Annotated in this window: 4 protein-coding genes and 1 pseudogene; 2 read left to right on the plus strand and 3 right to left on the minus strand. The window is 57.9% G+C overall.

Annotation, left to right across the window (positions count from 1 at the left end):
* Positions 1-346: 346 nt before the first annotated feature.
* Positions 347-442: pseudogene (locus QJT78_RS53415) on the minus strand (transposase); the annotation flags it as partial.
* An 81-nt stretch (positions 443-523) separates the two neighbouring features.
* On the opposite strand from QJT78_RS53415, the gene QJT78_RS50135 reads away from it, so the two are divergent.
* Together QJT78_RS50135 and QJT78_RS50140 are read left to right on the plus strand one after the other, a co-directional pair.
* Positions 524-793, plus strand: a complete 270-nt coding sequence (locus tag QJT78_RS50135; RefSeq protein ID WP_018273925.1) for a hypothetical protein — start codon at positions 524-526, stop codon at positions 791-793.
* A gap of 7 nt (positions 794-800) precedes the next feature.
* Entirely contained in the window at positions 801-1,034 is a 234-nt protein-coding gene (locus QJT78_RS50140; RefSeq protein ID WP_063629915.1) for a hypothetical protein, read from the plus strand.
* Positions 1,035-1,146: 112 nt separating this feature from the next.
* Here the strand turns inward: QJT78_RS50140 and QJT78_RS50145 are convergent, their stop codons facing one another.
* Both QJT78_RS50145 and QJT78_RS50150 read right to left on the minus strand, forming a co-directional pair.
* Entirely contained in the window at positions 1,147-2,067 is a 921-nt protein-coding gene (locus tag QJT78_RS50145) for an SWIM zinc finger family protein (RefSeq protein WP_281460827.1), read from the minus strand.
* A partial coding sequence (locus QJT78_RS50150; RefSeq protein ID WP_281460828.1) for a C-terminal helicase domain-containing protein occupies positions 2,064-2,508 on the minus strand: 445 nt, incomplete at its 5' end. The genes QJT78_RS50145 and QJT78_RS50150, both read right to left, overlap by 4 nt.

Consider the following 2,508-nt stretch of genomic DNA (forward strand, 5'->3'; position numbering starts at 1 on the left):
CAGAAACCGTAATCCTGAACGGCCAATGTGCTTTTGGGGTGCCCCTTCGACATGGGAGCACCGTCCCACCGAACGGGGCCGTTATACGCTGGCCCATTGATGGCCACTGATGCTATCTTGCTTGGGTTTCTCTTGCTTGGGTTTCTGAGGCCCAACCCTATGGTTGCACACAACCTAGACGGTTGCAACAGTCATTTTCTACTCAGGGCGCGACGAAACCGCGCGCTCTCGTAAAGCGGTTGCAAGGCTCGACGTGTGAATCGGCGTGGGGTCCGGACGCCGATCGGCGTCCCAAGCGCGTGATTGACTTCGCGCGTGCGGGGTCAATGTTCGGCCTCGATTCACAGCCCGCCTTCCGGCAAACCTCGGCGACTGGCGTCCTTTCCTCTGCCTGACGCAAAACGAAAGCGATCTGTGCCTCGGTGAACTTCGATGCCTTCATGGAACTCTCCTCGTCCCCAAGGGGATCATAAGTGGAAAATTCCAGCTCCGATTGGCCTAATCTGCGGGGAGCACGTCAGTCTTGGGCCAGAGCGAACTTCAAACTGGATTAAGCCTGAGGGGCAAGGTCATTGCCGATGCTGATCGGATGCACCACGTCGTCTGGGATTTGTCATACGCCGGTGACGAGGGCGGCATCATCTGCCATTTGTCTCGCTCGGAAGAAACAGGCAGAGCGCTTGTCGTCTCCCTCACACCTGTGAGCGTGCCGCGCTCGATGCCACTTGCAGCGGCCGTTCTCGATTATCAGAAGCACCGAGTGAAGAAGCTCAAGAAGCCGGGCCGGAGGTAGCATAGAAATGGCGCACGCGATCATCCGAGGAAAGAATGGTCGCCGATACGAAGTGGATTTTGACGACGCGCCGGTACGCGTCGAAGTTCATGCCAGTGAGGAGACCGTCGAGATTTTTGTGGAGGCAGATTTTGAAACGCACCTGGAAGAACGGCGACGTTTTGCGATAATCAGCATCCCCCGCCACTTGTTCAGCGAGGCCACGGGTCGGACGGCGCGACGCGCAGCGAAGGATCGTTAATGCCGCTGCCGCGCACTCTGTGGCGCTTCCCCCTTCAGGCCGCAGCCATGCGCTCCCTACCGCGGAGCGGTTTAGTGCAACATTCATTCTGGCAACCTCGGCCCGACATAGTTCAACAGCGATCGGGACATCCCCGAGTGCGCCGTTTCCTGGCACTTGCTCGGGTTGTCTTTTTCGTTCCCGAACAGGCCCGAGTCGCACGATGTAAGGCGACATCTGTCTTCGCTGCTGGTTTGGTCTTTCTGGCAGATATCTTGCCTTTTTGCGACTTGGACTGTTGGGGTCTCTTTGAGACTGTGAAGGCAGGATTTGGGGTATCGGGAGTTTCGGCCATCTCCAGCCCGAATAGAGCGGCGACATCGCCTTCATCAAGCACCTTCGCCGCGCCTGGCGCCGTTGTTAGCGGAGAATCCTGTCCAGCGCTGGCGAGCATTTCAGTTTCATCCACATCACGCAGCACAAAAAGAAGCTGAGGCTTTTCATCTAGCCGGGCGCCGACACCATACAGTGCTGCCGCAACGTGCTTGCACATGTCCGCCCAGTCCGGACAGCTGCAGGACAGCTTGATTTCCGTCGGCGACGGAAACAGGCCGTCACCCTCTCGACAGACCCGGTCCATCACGCCCTTCGCCAAGCGGCCCTGCAGGAGCTCAACTAGCGAATCGACGGTCCCGGCGCAGTCCCGACAGATGGATTTCCAGCGTGCCCGCGTAACCGGTGCAATGACAATCTTGATTTGGTAGAGCTCAGACCCGGCGACCATTGCCGAGATCTCGCCCTTGGCAATTTGCAGGTCGATAACGGAGCCGTTTCGAACATAGGTCCGGCCGCGCGGCAAGCGGTTCTCATAGTCGCTGTAGCGTTCAAGGTTGACGCACCAAGATCTGCCCCAGAAGCTCTTGGTAATTGTGCGGCCCTCGATCCTCACGGGCGCAACCGATCGTCCCTGCTTCTTGAGCTTGGCCAACTTGCGTTCTGCCTGTCGCCGCTTCTCAGCTACTGGCACGTAAGCATGCCACCCGTAGTAGCTCATTCATCCCCTTCCTTCATCGCCGCGCCCAAATCGAGAGTCACGAGTCTAAGCAACGCCTCATCTTTCATCTCAGTCAACAGGATGTCAGCTCCGCCGCTAAGAAAATCCCCAGCCAATTGTTTCTTCGACTCAATCATATGGTCGATCTTTTCCTCCACGGTGCCGCGACAAACGAACTTGTGCACAAGCACGTTCTTGGTCTGTCCGATCCGGAAGGCACGGTCGGTGGCTTGGTTTTCGACAGCCGGATTCCACCACCTGTCGAAATGAATGACATGCGAGGCCGCTGTGAGATTGAGCCCGGTGCCGCCTGCTTTGACCGAGAGCACAAAGAACGGGACGTCTTCGTCTTCCTGAAATTGGCGCACCAGGCCCTTGCGCTTCTTAACCTCTGTCTCACCATGCAGGACGAGGCCGGGCCTTCCGAATACGGAGCCCAGG

Origin of the sequence: Bradyrhizobium sp. Mp27, assembly GCF_029953005.1 — a bacterium.
Lineage (GTDB): Bacteria > Pseudomonadota > Alphaproteobacteria > Rhizobiales > Xanthobacteraceae > Bradyrhizobium > Bradyrhizobium barranii.

What these genes read in the sequence shown, in the direction of transcription:
- QJT78_RS50140 (WP_063629915.1), top strand. Translation starts at nt 801, where the DNA reads ATGGCGCACGCGATCATCCGAGGAAAGAATGGTCGCCGATACGAAGTG.
- QJT78_RS50145 (WP_281460827.1), bottom strand. Translation starts at nt 2,067, where the DNA reads ATGAGCTACTACGGGTGGCATGCTTACGTGCCAGTAGCTGAGAAGCGG.